We start from the raw sequence: 16,355 nt of genomic DNA, 5'->3' as shown, positions 1-16,355 counted from the left end.
ATGACCACGCAGACAGCCGCGCAGGCGGCAGGGCAGACCGCCGGGCAATCCGCCGTGAAGAACATGGCGATCGCCAAGGCGATCAACGAATCGCTGCGCAGGGCCCTCGAAGCCGACCCCAAGGTTCTCGTCATGGGCGAGGACGTCGGCAAGCTCGGCGGTGTGTTCCGGGTGACCGACGGCCTTCAGAAGGACTTCGGCGAGGACCGGGTGATCGACACCCCGCTCGCCGAGTCCGGCATCGTCGGCACCGCCATCGGCCTGGCCCTGCGGGGCTACCGCCCGGTGGTGGAGATCCAGTTCGACGGCTTCGTCTTCCCCGCGTACGACCAGATCGTCACCCAGCTGGCCAAGATGCACGCGCGCTCGCTGGGCAAGGTCAAGCTCCCCGTCGTCGTCCGTATCCCCTACGGCGGCGGCATCGGCGCCGTCGAGCACCACTCCGAGTCCCCGGAGGCGCTGTTCGCGCACGTGGCGGGCCTGAAGGTGGTCTCGCCGTCGAACGCTTCGGACGCCTACTGGATGATGCAGCAGGCCATCCAGAGCGACGACCCGGTGATCTTCTTCGAGCCCAAGCGGCGCTACTGGGACAAGGCCGAGGTCAACCCGGAGGCGATCCCCGGCCCGCTGCACAAGGCCCGGGTGGTCCGGGAGGGCACCGACCTCACGCTCGCCGCGTACGGCCCGATGGTGAAGCTCTGCCAGGAGGTCGCCGACGCCGCGGCCGAGGAGGGCAGGGCCCTGGAGGTCCTGGACCTGCGGTCGGTCTCCCCGCTGGACTTCGACTCCATCCAGGCCTCCGTGGAGCGGACGCGCCGTCTGATCGTGGTCCACGAGGCCCCGGTCTTCTTCGGTTCGGGCGCGGAGATCGCCGCCCGCATCACCGAGCGGTGCTTCTACCACCTGGAGGCTCCGGTCCTGCGCGTCGGTGGATACCACTCCCCGTATCCGCCGGCCCGGCTGGAGGAGGAGTACCTGCCGAACCTGGACCGGGTGCTCGACGCCGTCGACCGCTCGCTGGCGTACTGAGGGAGAGGTCCGTGACGACGATGACAGACGCGTCTCCGCGCGAGTTCAAGATGCCCGACGTGGGTGAGGGACTCACCGAGGCCGAGATCCTCAAGTGGTACGTCCAGCCCGGCGACACCGTCACCGACGGCCAGATCGTCTGTGAGGTCGAGACGGCCAAGGCCGCCGTCGAGCTGCCCATCCCGTACGACGGTGTCGTACGCGCCCTGCACTTCCCCGAGGGCACCACGGTCGACGTCGGCACGTCGATCATCGCGGTGGACGTGGCGGGCGGTGCGGCCCCGGCCGGCGCGGACGAAGCCGCGCCCGCCGAGCCCGCCGCGCCCGCGGCCGAGCCGAAGCCCGCGGCCAAGCCCGTGGCGGCGCCGGCGACCAAGAAGCCCGAGGGCCGCAAGCCGGTCCTCGTCGGTTACGGCGTCGCCGAGTCCTCCACGAAGCGCCGCCCCCGCAAGGGCGTCCCGGCCGCCGCCGCGCCCGCCGAGGACACGCTGTACGGCGCCTCGGCTCTCCAGGGCATCCAGGGCGACCTCAACGGACACGGACAGCACGGGGTCACCGTCGCGCGTCCGCTGGCCAAGCCGCCGGTCCGCAAGCTCGCCAAGGACCTCGGGGTGGACCTGGCGACGATCACCCCGTCGGGCCCGGACGGCATCATCACCCGCGAGGACGTCCACGCGGCCGTGGCCCCGCCGAAGGCTCCCGAGCCCGTGACGGCGCCGGCCCCCGTCGCACCAGCCCCGTCCGCCGCGCCCGTCCAGACCCCGGCCCCGGTGGCCTCGTACGACAGCGCGCGGGAGACCCGTGTTCCGGTCAAGGGTGTCCGGAAGGCGACGGCCGCGGCGATGGTCGGCTCGGCCTTCACCGCCCCGCACGTCACGGAGTTCGTGACCGTCGACGTGACGCGGACGATGAAGCTGGTCGAGGAGCTGAAGCAGGACAAGGAGCTGGCGGGCCTGCGGGTCAACCCGCTGCTGCTGATCGCCAGGGCCCTGCTGGTCGCGATCCGGCGCAACCCGGACATCAACGCCACCTGGGACGAGGCCGCCCAGGAGATCGTGGTCAAGCACTACGTGAACCTCGGCATCGCCGCGGCCACCCCGCGCGGTCTGATCGTCCCGAACATCAAGGACGCGCACGCCAAGACGCTGCCGGAGCTGGCGCAGTCGCTGAGCGAGCTGGTCTCGACGGCCAAGGAGGGCCGGACCTCCCCTGGCGCCATGCAGGGCGGCACGGTCACCATCACCAACGTCGGCGTCTTCGGCATCGACACCGGCACGCCCATCCTGAACCCGGGCGAGTCCGCGATCCTCGCGGTCGGCTCGATCCGCCTCCAGCCCTGGGTGCACAAGGGGAAGGTGAAGCCCCGCCAGGTGACAACCCTGGCCCTGAGCTTCGACCACCGCCTGGTGGACGGGGAGCTGGGCTCGAAGGTGCTGGCGGACGTGGCGGCGATCCTGGAACAGCCGAAGAGGCTGATCACTTGGGCGTGAGTCCGGTGACTGGGTAGGGTCATGCAGAAGGGGTCGGCCGCAACTTCGTCTTGCGACCGGCCCCTTCTTTTTCAGTCTTTCCTTTTCATTCTTTGTCAGCCCTGGTCAGACGTTGCCGTCAGTGCCGGCTGAGCACATACACCGGCGCCCCGTCCTCCGCCGCGCCCATGGGTTGGATGCAGGCGTGCTTGCGCAGCAGCCGCAGGCATTCGTTGAGGCGGTGCACCGACAGGCCCGTACGGGCCGCGATGGCTTCCAGCGGCTGCCGCGACTCGCCCTCCTCGACGAGGACCGGGGCGATCACGACGGCCACCGTCCACACGTCCGCCGTCACGGACAAACGCTCGCGCCAGTCGGCCAGTACCGTCTCCGTGGTGGCGCGCGTCGCGAACGCGGTGGTGTCCGGCGTCGGTCGGGCGAGGGTGAGGGCGAGGGCGTCGAGCCGGTCGGCGATGCGTTCCATGGCCTGGGCGATGGCCTGCTGGGCGGCGAGGGTTGCGCTCCGCAACTCCACCATGTGCTCCTGCAGGGCGATCGACCTGTGCTGTGCCTGCGCGAGTTTCTCGTCGGCGAGGAGGTTGCGCTCCTCCAGCCGGACGATGGCTTCCGCGACCTGCTCGGGCATGGCGTACGCGACGGGGCCGCCGGATCTGCGGGCTGCACCTCGGCCTCCTCCAAGGTGTAGGAGCCTTCGCGCTGAACGGTCTCGATCACTCCCACGGCCCACTGTTTGAAGGGAGCCGCAGTGGGCTTCGTGCAGGCGGTGACGAGAAGGAGGAGACCTTGGATGTCGATGAGAATCAGGTCTCGACGCCACTCTCTACCTGCAGGAATGCTGAGACCGTAAGTATTGCTGACAGTCTCCAGGGCTGCTCGGTGTTCTTGCGGGACATGGTCGGAGACCGCTTTGCTGGGGCTGGTATGGCCTAGTTCTTTGCAGACATCCACCGCCGGGAACCAATGCGTCCCGTCCGGCATCGTGAGTCGGCGGACCCGGGCTCCGGTAGCCGCGTAGACGAAGTCGCCGACGTCGAGGGCGTCCTCCTTCCGCATGCGGGGGTCGGGCTGGTGCTTGCTGGGTTCGATCATCTGAACCACCTCCGCTGTGGAACGTACGGAGGTGGAAATCGAATATGCCAGCTGGGTTAGCCATGTTCACCATTGCGAGGTGAAGAAGCCTGATCGGCTTGCGCGGGAAACGCGAAGGGGGCCACCGCGGTGAGCGGTGGCCCCCTTCGCATGCCTCCGAGAGGCCGGTCGTCTAGAGCGTGGCGAAGCCGTAGTCCATCAGCTTCTTCACGTCGGCCGTGCGGGTGGTCGCGTTGGTGGACGTCAGGACGGTGCCCACGACCGTCTTGCCGTTGCGGGTCGCGGCGAAGACGAGGCAGTACTTGGCCTGGGCGCCGGAGCCGGTCTTCACGCCGAAGGTGCCCTTCCAGCCGAGCAGGGTGTTGGTGTTGTTCCAGGTGTAGTAGCGGTAGCCGCCACTCTTGGTGGTCACCTTCTGCTTGGTGGTCTTCGTGCCCACGATGGACTTGAACGTGGAGTTCTTCAGCGCGTTGCTGGCGAGCTTGGTGAGGTCGCGAGGCGTCGAGTAGTTCGAACCGTTGCTGATGCCGTCGAAGGAGTCGAACTTCGTGTTCGTCATGCCGAGGCTCTTGGCGGTGGAGTTCATCTTGCCGATGAACGACTTCACCCGCGCCGCACGCGTCGAGCCCGTGCCGAACTTGTCGGCGAGCGCGTACGCGGCGTCGCAGCCCGACGGCAGCATCAGCCCATAGAGGAGCTGGCGGACGGTGACCTTGTCGCCGACGATCAGGCCGGCGTGGGAGGCCTGGTTCTTGACGATGTAGTCGCTGTACGCCTTCGAGACCGTGACCTTGGCGTTCAGGTTCAGGTTCTTCTGCGACAGCACGACCTTGGCGGTCATGATCTTGGTGGTGGAGCCCGTGGACCGCTTGGTGTCCGCGGCCTTCGTGTACAGGGCCTTGCTGTTGGCGTTGTTCCATACGAACCCGCCCTTGGCGGTGATCGTCGGCTTCGCGGGAGCCGCCTGCGCGGGAGCGGAGGTGACGACTCCGGTCGCGATCATCGCACCGGTGGTCACGACGACTGCAGCGGCTCTGCGGACACGTGCGCCCTTTATGGCGGTAATCAAGTCAAGTACCCCGATTGCGTCAAATGTCTGTGGAGCGCGGCCACTTGTGCTCCGGTTTCGGGCAAGCAGTGCCGCTTCTCATGTGACAAGTGAGTAGCACAAAAGGTTGTGCTCTGGGTGTGCCGGGGATCAATTCGCGTCCATCTCACAGTTCTTCGACGGGTTCAGGGTGGGTGCGAGGCGGTCTCTGGGCTGGTTCCGCAGTGGGCGTGCCGTCCCGGATCGTGGACGAGGGCAGCGATGCGTACGTGTTGTATCTATGCTGTGGACATGCCCTCCGCCCCGGCTCCCGCCTCTGTCCCCGCGATCCCCTCCGTGAAGCAGCCCCCCGCCGCCGACCGTGTCTACGCCCATGTCAAGCAGGGTGTTCTGGAGCGCCGCTACGAGGGCGGCACGCTGCTCACCGAGGGTGAGCTCGCCGAGGAGGTCGGCGTGTCACGGACGCCGGTGCGCGAGGCGCTGCTGCGGCTGCAGGTCGAAGGGCTGATCAAGCTCTATCCGAAGAAGGGCGCCCTCGTGCTGCCCGTCTCCGCGCAGGAGATCGCGGACGTCGTGGAGACCCGGCAGCTGGTCGAGGAGCACGCGGTCCGCAAGACGGCCCCGGCCTCGCCGCAGCTGATCGAGCGGCTGGAGAGCCTGCTGGAACAGCAGAAGGCGCAGGCCGCCGCCGGGGACCTGGCGGGCGCCGCGGTGACCGACCGCTGTTTCCACGCCGAGATCGTCCGCAGCGGCGGGAACGAGATCCTCTCCCGCCTCTACGACCAACTCCGCGACCGGCAGCTGCGGATGGGCGTCGCCGTGATGCACGCCCACCCGGACCGCATCACCAAGACGCTCACCGAGCACGAGGAGATCCTCCGGGCGCTGCGCGCGGGAGACGCGGAGGCGGCCGTGGCGCTCGTGCACCGGCACGTCAGCTGGTTCTCCATGCTGGCGCGGGGGGAGGTCCGTTGAGCCGCCCCGTCATATCGTCGTCCGCCGGGTCCCTGCCCGGGGACCCGCCCGGCGGCCGCCGCGCCCTCGCCGTCTGGGGTGTGGGCGTCTCCGTCTACTTCGTCGCCGTCATCTTCCGTACGTCGTTGGGCGTGGCCGGCCTCGACGCCGCCGAGCGCTTCCATGTGGGCGCCTCCGCCCTGTCCACGTTCTCGATCCTCCAGCTGCTGGTCTACGCCGGCATGCAGATACCCGTCGGCCTGCTGGTCGACCGGCTCGGCACCAGGAAGGTGCTGACCCTGGGCATCCTGCTGTTCACGGCCGGCCAGATCGGCTTCGCGCTGTCTCCGTCGTACGGCATGGCGCTGGCGTCGCGGGCGCTGCTGGGCTGCGGCGACGCGATGACGTTCATCAGTGTGCTGCGGCTGGGCAGCCGGTGGTTCCCGGCCCGACGCGGGCCGCTGGTCGCGCAGATGGCGGGCCTGGTCGGCATGGCGGGCAACCTGGTCTCGACGCTGCTGCTGGCCCGGCTGCTGCACGGGGTGGGCTGGACGGCGGCGTTCGCGGGCAGCTCGGTCGCCGGTCTGGTCGTGCTGGCCCTCACGCTGCTGTTCCTGAAGGACCACCCGGACGGGCACGAGCCGGAGCCGTTCCCGCACCACGGTGCCGCGTACGTGCGGCGGCAGATCGTGGCGTCCTGGCGGGAGCCCGGCACCCGGCTCGGGATGTGGGTGCACTTCACCACCCAGTTCCCGGCGATGGTGTTCCTGCTGCTGTGGGGGATGCCGTTCCTGGTCCAGGCGCAGGGGCTCAGCCGGGGCACCGCCGGTGAACTGCTCACTCTCGTCGTCCTGTCCAACATGGTGGTCGGACTGGTGTACGGCCAGATCGTCGCCCGGCACCACGCCGCGCGGCTGCCGCTGGCGCTCGGCACCGTCCTCGCGACGGCGGCGGTGTGGGCGACCACGCTCGTCCACCCCGGCGAGCACGCCCCGATGTGGCTCCTGATCGTGCTCTGCGCGGTCCTGGGCGCCTGCGGTCCGGCCTCGATGCTCGGCTTCGACTTCGCCCGCCCGGCGAACCCGCCGGAGCGTCAGGGCACCGCCTCCGGGATCACCAACATGGGTGGTTTCGTCGCCTCCATGACGACCCTGTTCGCGGTCGGCGTCCTCCTGGACCTGACCGACGACGACTACGGCATCGCCTTCTCCGCCGTGTTCGTCCTCCAGGCGCTGGGCCTGAGCCAGATCCTCCGCCTGCGCGGCCGCGCGGCCCGCCGTGAGCGGGAACGCCTGGTGGCGAGCCGGGTGGAGACGGTGCACGTACCGGCGTAGGGCCGGGGCGCCGGTGTGAGGGGCGGCGCTTCGGCGCCCCGAGAGCCGACGGTCCCGCAGAGTCGGCCGCTACCAGGTCACCCAGCCGTTACAGGTCACCCAGCCGTTACAGGTCACCCGGCCGCTACACGGTCACCGCGAACGCGTGCAGGATCGCCGCGATCAGGTGGGGGTCGCCCTCGGCCTTGATGCGGTCGGCGACGAGATCGGCGGTGACGCGGCCGCAGGCGAGACGGACGTAGGTCTCCCAGTCGAGCGTGAGGGTGGCGGCGGGGCCGAGAGCGGGAGCCGTCTCCAGCGTGCCGCGGCCCTGGATGTCCACGCGGACGGTACGGATGAACTCCACCGGGCCGTGCACGTCGAAGACGACGGCCGAACTGCGCGGCGCCTGCGCGTCCTCCGCGACCACCTTCGGCAGCACGGACAGCAGTTCGTCACGGACGACGTGCGCGCCCGGCGAGTCCAGGTTCCCCGGCTGCCCCAGCGCGGCGCGCAGGTCCTGCTCGTGGACCCAGACGTCGAAGGCGCGGTTGCGCATGGCCTGTTCGAGGGTCAGCTCGGTGCCGAGCGGGCCCCGCACCTTGTGACCCGGGTCCCGGGACTCGTTCCGCAGCTGGCGGTTGCGCCGGATGATCGTGTACTCCAGCTCGGAGGTCATCTCCGGCGCGGTGTGGTGACGGCGGGCGTCGACCTGCATCTCCATGTACCGCTGGTGCTCGGTCCGTACGTGGTACAGGTCGCGCGGCAGGGTGTGGATCGGCCGGGGGTCGCCGAGCATCTCGCAGTCCAGGCCGATGACATGGGAGACCACATCGCGCACCGACCACCCCGGGCACGGCGTCCGGCGGTTCCACTCGCCCTCCACGAGCGGCGACACCAGCTCGGATATCGCGTCCACGGAGTGGGTCCAGGCGTCGGCGTAGGGCTGAAGAGTGGGATGCAGACTCACGGAACGGGACCCCTCGGGCGGTCGGTACGTGTCAGTACGGTCGGTACGTGTCGGCTACGTGGGTGGTGGTCTTCAGTGGGGGCGTCGGCGTTGACGGCGTGGAGTAGGTCGTCGGCGGCTGTCAGTGGGTGCTGTGAAACGTTAAGTTACGCTGCTCTGAGGCACCCCGGCAGTGCTTTCGTGTGACGATCGTAGGCCGGTGTGGACGGCTCGAATGCCAGGACGGTGGTACTGTGCGCGCCTCGCTCATCCAGATCGGCGTAGACGAGGACGAATCGGTCGAATCACGCAGGCGGCGGGTGGCCTCGCTGGTACGGGACCAGGCAGGCGCCGATCTCGTCGTCCTCCCGGAGCTCTGGACCACCGGGGCATTCGCGTTCGAATCCTTCGCCTCGGCGGCCGAACCGCTGGAAGGGCCGACGTACGAGGCGATGGCCGAGGCGGCGAGCGACACGGGCGTCTGGCTGCACGCCGGCTCGATCCCGGAGCGGGCCCCTGACGGCACCCTCTACAACACCTCCCTCGTCTTCTCACCGTCCGGCGACCTCGCCGCCTCCTACCGCAAGATCCACCGCTTCGGCTTCGACAAGGGCGAGGCCGTGCTGATGGGTGCCGGCGCGAAGCTGGTGACACTCCGCGTCCCGGACACGACCATCGGCATCGCCACCTGCTACGACCTGCGGTTCCCCGAGCTGTTCCGGGGGCTCGTCGACGCGGGCGCCGAGATGTTCGTGCTGTCGGCGGGCTGGCCGGAGCGCCGTCGCTCCCACTGGACGCTGCTGGCGCAGGCCCGGGCGGTGGAGAACCAGGTCTACGTCCTCGCCTGCGGAACGGCCGGTACACACGCGGGAGTTCCCCAGGCAGGTCACTCAATCGTGGTCGACCCCTGGGGCGAGGTCCTGGCGGAGGCGGGCCCCGACGAGGAGGTCCTCACGGTCGACCTCGACCCGACGAGGGTCGCGACGACGCGTGAGCAGTTCCCCGCGCTGAAGGACAGACTCCTGGGGCTGGAGCCACCGCGCCGCTGAACCGGCCGCTCATCCCTCCAGCGAGGTTCGGCGGCCGTCCCGCAGGGTGGTGAGGAGGGCGTGCAGGGCGGTGGGGGTGGGCGACAGGATGATGGCGGGGCTGTCGCTCTCGCGGAGGTGGAGGGTGGCGGGGGTGGTGGATATCTCTACGCAGGAGGTGTCTCCGCCTCCCCCGGAGAACGACGACTTCTGCCAGTGGAGTCCTTCGGGCACAGGGAGATCCTTCACAGTTCCTGGGCGATACGGCGGATGAGGTCAAGGGAAGCATTCTGCGCGAGTGCCGCGTTGTCGATACTTTCGAAGAGGGCCCGGTACCGGTTCAGCCGCGCTGTGGCGTTGATGAATTCGGCGCCGTGTGTGGTGTCGATCTGCACGGTGTCGAGTTGGGGGACCGGCCCGCCGACGTACTGCATGGCGTACCCGGCTCCTGCGAAGCCCTCGGCGGCGAACGGGACTACGCGGAGGGTGAGCGTTTTCCTGTCGGCTGCCTGAAGAAGGTGTTCGAGCTGTGCGCGGGTGACCTGAGAACCGCCGACGCGCATGCGCAGCGCGGCCTCGTGGATGATGACGTCGTACGGTGTGCCCGCTTCCAGCACTTGCTGTCGCCGCATCCGGAACGAGACGCGCGTTTCGCGGGCCTCCTCCGCAAGGTTCGGTTCGAAGAAGACGGAGGCCGCGCGCACGTGCTCCTCGATCTGGAGGACTCCCGGGATGTGCACCACCTCGAATGCGCGGACGTATGACGCGTCATGCTCAAGTTCGGCCAGGTCGAGCGCCTGCGGTGGCATCGCGCCCCTGTACTCCTCCCACCAGTTGCCGAGGCGGGGTACTGACATCTCGACCAGCGCGTCAACGAGGGCGGTGTCGTCGCAGTCGTAGAACTCCGCCATCCTGCGGAGTCGTTCAATGCTGAGGCCGAACCGCCCGGACTCGATGTGGCTGATCTGGGTCGGGCTGACTCCCAGTTGAGCGGCGGCCTTCCGGTTCATGGTCACCCATCTGCAACTCTCGCATGCCCCTACCCCGTTGGAAGCGCCACCCCGACCATCGACACCGGGGCGCCGGAGAGCAACGCGGACAGGTGCGTGCAAACCCCTCACCTCCCCCGGAGTTGATGCCCCATGCCCTCGTACACCCTCGTCTGTCCGCCCCTCGACACCTCCCCCCACATCGCCCGCGACTTCGTCGCCACCGTCCTGCGCGCGCTGCGCCTGGACCGCACCCTGGTCGACGACGCGGTCCTCTGCGCCTCCGAACTCGTCACCAACGCCTGCGTCCACGCGAAGGGCGGTGACGGCACCGTGCTGTGGCTGGACGTGGCGGAGGGGCGGCTGCGGGTCGTGGTGTACGACGGGGACGAGAAACCGCCGGTGATAAGGGAGTTGTCGCCGCAGGCCTGGGAGCACGGCGGCGGCCGGGGGCCGTACCTGGTCCACGCCCTCACCGGGGGTTGCTGGGGGCACGGCCCGGACATCCCGTACGGTGGCCCGCCGCACCCGGAGGGCAAGGCGGTGTGGTTCGACCTGCCCGCACGGCGAACGGCCGTGCGGTGACCGACGAGCCGCGCACACCCGACAGCCGGCGAGGGCTCGAAACCGCCGCTGTCGTCCTGGGCCTGGCCCGGCCGATGGTCGACGCCGACGCGGGCCTCACAGCCGACCAACTGCGCTGGATCGCCGGCCGCCTGGTCGAGTCCTTGGCGGAGGTCCTCAGGATCGCCGTCGGCCGTCGCGGCCCTACGGCCGAGTGGGGCGGAGGAGATGAACACGACGCCCCCACTCCCTCGATCACTCGCCCCTAGGATGGCCGACATGGTGACGGACGGTGCGGCGCAGAGAACCCCTGACGTGGTGGAGGACGTATTCGAGGGACACGCCACGGACATTGAGGTCGAGGACCCCGGTGAGGAGACCGAGCGGATCCAACGACCGTGGAACCCCGACCAGATCCGGGTGAACACCAGCCAGTTCTCGCTGCGCAACATCCTCGACCAGATCGACGAAGAGTCCATCGAACTGGCCCCGGACTTCCAGCGATTGAGGGTCTGGCGATCCGACCAGAAGTCCCTGCTGGTCGAGTCCCTGCTGCTGCAGATCCCGCTGCCCGCGTTCTACTTCGCGGAGGACGCCGACGGGTCGTTCCGGGTTGTCGACGGACTGCAGCGGCTGTCCACCCTGCATGCCTTCGTGCGTGGTGGCGAGGCGGGCTTCGCCCTGGGCAAGCTGGAGCATCTCACCGACCTGAAGGACCTGCGGTTCAGTGATCTTCCCGTGCCGTTCCAGCGGCGGATCAACAACACCCAGCTGATCGTCAACGTGATCGACCCGACGACACCGCGCGGAGTGACGTACGAGATCTTCAAGCGGATCAACACGGGTGGTACTCCGCTCAACGGGCAGGAGATCAGGCACTGCATGAGCGGAAAGCGCAGCCGGGACATCCTGCGTCGGATGACCCACACAGAGGCGTTCGCCAGAGCCACCGGGGGAGGCCTGACGGATCACATCCGGATGAACGACCGGGAGATGGCGCTTCGGTTCGCCGCGTTCTGGCTGAAGACGACCGAGGCGTACATGGAGCGGCCCGTGATGGAGACGTTCCTGATGGACGCCACCGAACTGCTGGACGACGCCAAGCAGGTGCCTGACGAGCGGGTGGCGGAACTGGAGGCCGCGTTCGAACGGGCGATGTCCCACGCATACCTCGTCTTCGGCGAGCACGCCTTCCGTAAGTGGCCCAAGGGTGAGGACTGGCGGCGACCGATCAACCGTGCCATGTTCGAGAGCTGGTCGCTGGCCCTGGCCCATCCCGTGCACACGGCGGACGACCTACGCAGGCGCCGTGCGGACATCGTGAAGGCGGCCCGCGAGCGGATGACCGACGATGTCGCCTACCTCAACGCCATCACCTCGTCCACCGCGGACCGTACCCGGGTGGCTTACCGGTTCACGACCGCCATGGTGGACTCACGGGCGGGCCAATGATCACCTCCCTGGAGATCCGGGGCTTCAAGCGTTTCCAGTCGGAGTCGTTCGAGCTGCGCCCCCTGACCGTTCTGACCGGGGTCAACGGCGGTGGCAAGAGCACCGTGATCCAGTCCCTGCTGCTGGCGCGGCTCGCGGAGCAGGCCCGTGGCGTGGCGGGCGACGCCGTGCGGCTGAACGGCCCGCTGGGGCTGGCCCTCGGCGAGGCCAGGGACGTGCTGAACTGGACGACCGACGCACGCGAGATCACCGTACGGCTGGGTGGTCCGGGCGGTGAGTCATGGGTGTACGTCCTCGGCCTGCCCGACTCCGAACAGGCGCTGCACCTGAAGGCGTTGCGGCTGCCGGTCCAGTCCGTTCCCGGCATCGGGCGGGACGTCATCGACCCCGCGTTCACGTATCTGTGCGCCGAGCGTCTCGGACCCCGCGACACGCTGTCGGTGTCCGCCGAGGAACCCGACCGGATCGGGGTGGGGGTGCGGGGCGAGTTCACCGCACAGGTGCTGGCGCTGCGCGAATCCCGGGAGGTGAGCCACCGCAGCCCCCGCGGTGAGGTGCGACGCCCGCTGCACCACCCGGACGCCGCCGGTCCGCAGCTCAGACTCCAGGCCGAGGCCTGGGCATCGGAGATCATCCGCCCGCTGCGGATCACCGCCCGCGTGGCCGTGGGCATCATGGCCGGAACGATCCGCTTCGGCGAGCCGGGCCTGAGCGGCGAGGAGATCCGCCCCGTCAACACCGGGTTCGGTGTCTCCTACGCACTGCCCGTCATCGTCGCCGGTCTCCTCACCGAACCGGGCGACCTGCTGATCGTCGAGAACCCCGAGGCCCATCTGCACCCGGCCGGACAGTCCCGGCTCGGCCGCTTCCTCGCGCGCGTGGCGGGCAGCGGGGTGCAGGTCCTGGTCGAGACACACAGCGACCACGTCCTCAACGGAGCCCGGCTCGCAGTCGCCCAGGATCGCTCCCTCCCGGCGAAGAACATGGTCACGCACTACTTCGACCACGACCGGATCCTGCCCATCGCCACCAACGACAAGGGCGAACTCAGCCACTGGCCGAGCGGCTTCTTCGACCAGATCGAGACCGACCTGGGGAGGCTGGCCCGTGCCGGACGCAGCAGGTGACGCCGATGACCACCGCGACGCCGACGACTACCGGGTCGTCGTCGGCGAGGAGTCCTTCGACTGGCGGGAGTTGACGGACGCAGCCCTGCCCGACGCCCTCGACACGCTCGCCACGTTATTGGAGCCACTGGCCGACGGCCGCAAGGCCGCGTTCATGAACGCGGCGTACGACGTGGAGTGTCGGCCCTCGGTCACGCTCATCGACGCCCTGTACTCGGCGGACGGCGGGTTGCCCCGTGACGTGCGGGCCCGTCTGCAGACGTTGCTGGGCAAGTGCAAGCGCCTGGATCCCGAGGAGGCGGACCTGCCGCAGCCCGTGCGGGTGGCCGACGGCCCCTGGCGCGAGCCCTCCTGGGGCACCGCACACGCGCTCGCCCGAGCGGCGGAGGGCCGGGCCATGTCCTGTCTCCTCGCGCCGTACGTCGAAGAGCCCGACTGGCCGTCCGGATGGGTCACCATCACCCGGACCACGGAGACCGGTGAGGACGAGGTGACGGCGCATGTGCTGCGCCGGCCGCAGGACGCGCCGGACTTCTGGCGAGGCCTGTACACCCACGCACCCGAACCCCTTCCGGCCGAGCACTTCTTCACCCTCACCGCGGACGCCTTCCCTCGGCTGCTCTTCGCCGAGACCCTGCGGCTGCACCACTTCAAGGGCTCCTACGCCGAGGTCCTGCCCTGGCTGGTGAAGCTGCTCGGCGCGCTCAACGACCACTTCACCCGGCTGCTGGCCGACTGCGGTGGTGACCAGAGCCAGGTCATGGCCCGGTTCTCGGCCCTGGGGCTGGACATCTCTCCCGAGAGCCCGAACACGAGGAAGAACGCGAAGGCCTGGGAGCAGCGCAACGTCGACCACGCGGGTGGCACCCACCGCTGCGAGTGGCACGGCAAGCGCCTGTGGGACCGTGACCGGGTGCACTTCTCCCTCCCGATACCCGGACACGACAACCGGATCCTCATCGGGATCTTCGTGGATCACCTGGCGACCTGAGAGTGGCCTCAGTCGTCCCGCTCCCGCTCCGCCAGGTTGATCACGCACACCGTCACGGCGATCAGCAGGGCCGGGTCCGCGTCGTCGCGTACGACGTCGAGGCCGTAGGTCTCGCGGACGTGCAGCCACCTGCGGGAGATGTGCGCCAGGAGTTCGCCCTCGTACTCGATGGCGAACTCACGGTCGAGGATCTTGCCGCTGACGTCGAGTTCGGTGCCGTCCGCCAGGGTGACCCGGTAGTGGTTGCGCAGGAGGGAGAGACGTTTGCGGCGGACGGTGGCGAGGGGCTCACCGCCGCGCTCGACGACCATCGTGTCGCGCAGCGCGAACATCTTGCGGCGGATGTCGATCAGCACCTGCCCCTGGGTGTCCTTCAGCTCGAAGGTGTCCCGCAGCCGCATGGCCTTGCCGTCGACGAGGAAGGCCTTCCGGCCGTGCTCGTCCTCGATCCAGTAGTCGTCACCGATCCCGAGGATCCGGTCGCGTACGAGGAATCTCATGCCTCCAGGCGTTCCCCGCGACCGGCTCCGAAACGTCGGCCGTAGGCCGAAAGAGGGTGACCTGGCGCCTCCCGGGGTGCCGTTGGCCGACACCCCGGGCACCCGCGCGGTCAGTAGCCCTGGTAGCCGCCCCGCTGCTGGCCCGTCTCGTCCACGACCGGGGTGGTGGGGGGCACCACCACCCGCCTCCGCCTGGCGATACTGCTGAACGTCGCGACTCCGATGAGTCCCACGATCATGAAGATGATGCCGACCAGGTCGAGGTTGACCCCTTGCATGTCCCAGTCGGTGGCGAACGTGAGGATGGCCCCCACGGCGATCAGAATGATGCACCCGCCCAGGCCCATGAGTGTTCCTCCCTGTGTCCGGTTGGGTCGGCCGGTCGTTCCGGTCGTTCGGTCCTACCGGTTGACATCGGGTACCCGGACAGGCCGGTCAGTAACAGGCGTTGAGGGCGGGACGGGGTGCACGGCCGCGGGTCAGTCCTCCAGGAAGGCCGCCAGGGCGTTCGCCAGGAGGTAGGGGTCCTTCGCGCCGCACAGCTCGCGGACGCTGTGCATCGAGAGGATGGCCACGCCGATGTCGACGGTACGGATGCCGTGCCGGGCGGCGGTGATGGGGCCGATGGTGGTGCCGCAGGGCATGGAGTTGTTGGAGACGAACGTCTGGAAGGGCACCCCGGCCCTCTCGCAGGCGGCGGCGAAGACGGCCCGGCCCGAACCGTCGGTGGCGTAGCGGTTGTTGACGTTGACCTTCAGGATCGGGCCGGCGTCCGCGCGGGGGTGGTGCGTCGGGTCGTGGCGCTCGGCGTAGTTGGGGTGGACGGCGTGGCCGGTGTCGGAGGAGAGACAGACGGTGCCGGCGAAGGCCCGTGCCCGGTCCTCGTAGGAGCCGCCGCGGGAGAAGACCGAGCGCTCCAGCACCCCGCCGAGCAGCGGGCCGTCGGCGCCGGTGTCGGACTGGGAGCCGTTCTCCTCGTGGTCGAAGGCGGCGAGGACGGGGATGTGGGGGAGTTCGTCGCCCGAGCCGGCGACGGAGGCGAGTGCGGCCGTACCGGCGTGCACGGAGAGGAGGTTGTCCATGCGGGGGCCGGCGAGCAGTTCGTTGTCGCGGCCCAGGTAGGCGGGCGGTTCGACGGAGTGGGTCATCAGGTCCCAGCCGGTGACCTCGCCCGTGGGGAGACCCGCCTCCTCCTCCAGGAAGGCGATCAGGTCGCCGTCGCGGACGTCGTCGCCGAGGCCCCAGACGGGCTGGAGGTGGCGCTGCTTGTCGAGCTTGAGGCCCTCGGAGGAGACCGTCCGGTCGAGGTGGATGGCGAGTTGGGGCACGCGCAGGAGGGGTCTGTCGACATTGACGAGGCGGCTGGTGCCGTCGCGCAGGGAGAGCCGGCCGGCGATGCCGAGGTCGCGGTCGAGCCAGGAGTTCATCAGCGGGCCGCCGTAGATCTCGACGGCGACCTGGCGCCAGCCGTGGGCGCCGCTGTCGGGGCGGGGTTTGACCCGCAGATTGGGGGAGTCGGTATGGGCACCGATGATGCGGAAGGGGTGTGGGGTGGGCGCCCTTCGGGACGTACCAGGCGATGATCGCGCCCCCGCGCAGTACGTACCGGCCGCCCAGCGAGCCGTCCCACGCGTCGGTCTCCGAGACCTGCCGGAAGCCTGCCTTCTCCAGCCGTTCCGCGGCGCTCGCCACCGCGTGGTACGGGGTGGGGCTGCTCGCCAGGAAGGTCATGAGGTCGTCGGTGTGGCCGCGATCGAAGCGTGGGGGTGTGCGCATGGGGTTCACCTTAACGACGTACGAGGGCCCACTCCCTGGGGATGGGAGCGGGCCCT

Annotated in this window: 16 protein-coding genes and 2 pseudogenes; 10 read left to right on the top strand and 8 right to left on the bottom strand. The window is 69.3% G+C overall.

Annotated features, from left to right (window positions below; translation table 11 throughout):
* Positions 1-1,029, top strand: a complete 1,029-nt coding sequence (locus E4N62_RS17490; RefSeq protein WP_374117006.1) for an alpha-ketoacid dehydrogenase subunit beta — start codon at positions 1-3, stop codon at positions 1,027-1,029.
* A gap of 11 nt (positions 1,030-1,040) precedes the next feature.
* Positions 1,041-2,519 (top strand): dihydrolipoamide acetyltransferase family protein, encoded by a 1,479-nt coding sequence (locus E4N62_RS17485; protein ID WP_230215465.1) that lies wholly within the window; start codon positions 1,041-1,043, stop codon positions 2,517-2,519.
* A gap of 118 nt (positions 2,520-2,637) precedes the next feature.
* On the opposite strand, the pseudogene E4N62_RS17480 reads toward E4N62_RS17485, so the two are convergent.
* Together E4N62_RS17480 and E4N62_RS17475 are read right to left on the bottom strand one after the other, a co-directional pair.
* A pseudogene (locus E4N62_RS17480) lies at positions 2,638-3,608 on the bottom strand (Bro-N domain-containing protein).
* Positions 3,609-3,780: 172 nt separating this feature from the next.
* Complete coding sequence (locus E4N62_RS17475; RefSeq protein WP_230215464.1) at positions 3,781-4,611, bottom strand: D-alanyl-D-alanine carboxypeptidase family protein; 831 nt, start codon at positions 4,609-4,611, stop codon at positions 3,781-3,783.
* A 336-nt stretch (positions 4,612-4,947) separates the two neighbouring features.
* Between E4N62_RS17475 and E4N62_RS17470 the strand changes: the two genes are divergently transcribed.
* Together E4N62_RS17470 and E4N62_RS17465 are read left to right on the top strand one after the other, a co-directional pair.
* Positions 4,948-5,631, top strand: a complete 684-nt coding sequence (locus E4N62_RS17470; RefSeq protein ID WP_230215463.1) for a GntR family transcriptional regulator — start codon at positions 4,948-4,950, stop codon at positions 5,629-5,631.
* Complete coding sequence (locus tag E4N62_RS17465) at positions 5,628-6,944, top strand: nitrate/nitrite transporter (RefSeq protein WP_230215462.1); 1,317 nt, start codon at positions 5,628-5,630, stop codon at positions 6,942-6,944. The genes E4N62_RS17470 and E4N62_RS17465 overlap by 4 nt, the downstream gene beginning before the upstream one ends.
* A 124-nt stretch (positions 6,945-7,068) precedes the next feature.
* Here the strand turns inward: E4N62_RS17465 and E4N62_RS17460 are convergent, their stop codons facing one another.
* On the bottom strand, positions 7,069-7,893 hold the full coding sequence (locus tag E4N62_RS17460; RefSeq protein ID WP_184906257.1) for a maleylpyruvate isomerase family mycothiol-dependent enzyme: 825 nt from the start codon (positions 7,891-7,893) through the stop codon (positions 7,069-7,071).
* A gap of 233 nt (positions 7,894-8,126) precedes the next feature.
* Here E4N62_RS17460 and E4N62_RS17455 point away from each other — a divergent pair, with 233 nt between their 5' ends.
* Positions 8,127-8,921: a carbon-nitrogen family hydrolase gene (locus E4N62_RS17455; protein WP_230215460.1), complete on the top strand. Its 795-nt coding sequence runs from the start codon at positions 8,127-8,129 to the stop codon at positions 8,919-8,921.
* A 9-nt stretch (positions 8,922-8,930) separates the two neighbouring features.
* Here the strand turns inward: E4N62_RS17455 and E4N62_RS17450 are convergent, their stop codons facing one another.
* Together E4N62_RS17450 and E4N62_RS17445 are read right to left on the bottom strand one after the other, a co-directional pair.
* The gene (locus E4N62_RS17450) at positions 8,931-9,149 is read right to left on the bottom strand and encodes a DUF397 domain-containing protein (RefSeq protein WP_374117005.1); all 219 of its coding nucleotides are present in this window, start codon (positions 9,147-9,149) and stop codon (positions 8,931-8,933) included.
* Positions 9,146-9,910, bottom strand: coding sequence for a helix-turn-helix transcriptional regulator (locus E4N62_RS17445; protein ID WP_230215458.1), 765 nt, complete (start codon positions 9,908-9,910; stop codon positions 9,146-9,148). Before E4N62_RS17445 ends, E4N62_RS17450 begins: the two co-directional genes overlap by 4 nt.
* 132 nt (positions 9,911-10,042) lie before the next feature.
* On the opposite strand from E4N62_RS17445, the gene E4N62_RS17440 reads away from it, so the two are divergent.
* The 5 genes from E4N62_RS17440 to E4N62_RS17420 are packed head-to-tail and all read left to right on the top strand — an operon-like array spanning position 10,043 to position 14,023.
* On the top strand, positions 10,043-10,474 hold the full coding sequence (locus E4N62_RS17440; RefSeq protein ID WP_230215457.1) for an ATP-binding protein: 432 nt from the start codon (positions 10,043-10,045) through the stop codon (positions 10,472-10,474).
* Positions 10,471-10,722, top strand: coding sequence for a hypothetical protein (locus E4N62_RS17435; RefSeq protein ID WP_230215456.1), 252 nt, complete (start codon positions 10,471-10,473; stop codon positions 10,720-10,722). The genes E4N62_RS17440 and E4N62_RS17435 overlap by 4 nt, the downstream gene beginning before the upstream one ends.
* Before the next feature lie 10 nt (positions 10,723-10,732).
* Positions 10,733-11,905 carry a DUF262 domain-containing protein gene (locus E4N62_RS17430; RefSeq protein ID WP_230215455.1) on the top strand — a complete coding sequence of 391 codons (1,173 nt, stop codon included), beginning with the start codon at positions 10,733-10,735 and terminating at the stop codon, positions 11,903-11,905.
* A complete protein-coding gene (locus E4N62_RS17425; RefSeq protein ID WP_230215454.1) occupies positions 11,902-13,032 on the top strand; it encodes a DUF3696 domain-containing protein in 1,131 nt (376 codons plus the stop codon). The genes E4N62_RS17430 and E4N62_RS17425 overlap by 4 nt, the downstream gene beginning before the upstream one ends.
* Entirely contained in the window at positions 13,013-14,023 is a 1,011-nt protein-coding gene (locus tag E4N62_RS17420; RefSeq protein ID WP_230215452.1) for a hypothetical protein, read from the top strand. The genes E4N62_RS17425 and E4N62_RS17420 overlap by 20 nt, the downstream gene beginning before the upstream one ends.
* Before the next feature lie 8 nt (positions 14,024-14,031).
* On the opposite strand, the gene E4N62_RS17415 is transcribed toward E4N62_RS17420, so the two are convergent.
* The 3 genes and pseudogenes from E4N62_RS17415 to E4N62_RS17405 form a co-directional block, all read right to left on the bottom strand.
* Positions 14,032-14,523, bottom strand: a complete 492-nt coding sequence (locus E4N62_RS17415) for an LURP-one-related/scramblase family protein (RefSeq protein WP_230215450.1) — start codon at positions 14,521-14,523, stop codon at positions 14,032-14,034.
* Between the two features lie 110 nt (positions 14,524-14,633).
* Complete coding sequence (locus E4N62_RS17410) at positions 14,634-14,870, bottom strand: DUF6458 family protein (protein ID WP_215457022.1); 237 nt, start codon at positions 14,868-14,870, stop codon at positions 14,634-14,636.
* Between the two features lie 132 nt (positions 14,871-15,002).
* Positions 15,003-16,299 (bottom strand): annotated as a pseudogene (locus tag E4N62_RS17405) (M18 family aminopeptidase).
* Between the last annotated feature and the right edge of the window lie 56 nt (positions 16,300-16,355).

This window comes from Streptomyces sp. MNU76 (assembly GCF_020982545.1).
Taxonomy (GTDB): Bacteria; Actinomycetota; Actinomycetes; order Streptomycetales; family Streptomycetaceae; genus Streptomyces.
The sequence above is the reverse complement of the archived record's forward strand: the minus strand, read 5'-3'. Positions and strand labels throughout refer to the sequence as shown.